This window comes from Streptomyces sp. URMC 123 (genome assembly GCF_051386515.1).
GTDB lineage: Bacteria > Actinomycetota > Actinomycetes > Streptomycetales > Streptomycetaceae > Streptomyces.
Map to the genome: position 1 here is coordinate 1 of NZ_JBPQTV010000741.1, position 341 is coordinate 341.

Genomic DNA, 341 nt, shown 5'->3' on the forward strand with positions numbered 1-341 from the left:
ACCGCGAAGTACGCCTCGTGCACCGAGCGCACGATGTCCGGCCGGGTCACGTTCAGGACCTCGTTGCAGCCCTCCAGGTTCTGGAAGTCCTCGAGGGTGGGGTCCTGGGCCTGGAGCATCGTCCCCATCGCCCCGTCGGCCACCACGACGCGGGTGGCGAGCGCCTCGCGCAGGGCGCGGGCTCGGTCGGCGGGTACGGGCAATGGCAGATGCGAGGCCATGGGGCTGCTCCCTGGGATGCGACGGCTGTCGGCTTTGCGCCTTCTCGGGGAGGGCGCACCAGGCCAGCGTAGCCGGGACCGCGCCGGGCGGTCAGGGGTGTTTCATGGGGCGGACGGGGG

Annotated in this window: 1 protein-coding gene; it reads right to left on the reverse strand. The window is 72.4% G+C overall.

Going from position 1 to position 341, the window contains the following annotated elements:
* On the reverse strand, nt 1–221 hold a 221-nt coding region (locus ACSNOD_RS31855; protein ID WP_436770531.1), incomplete at its 3' end, for a homocysteine S-methyltransferase family protein.
* Nucleotides 222–341 lie beyond the last annotated feature (120 nt).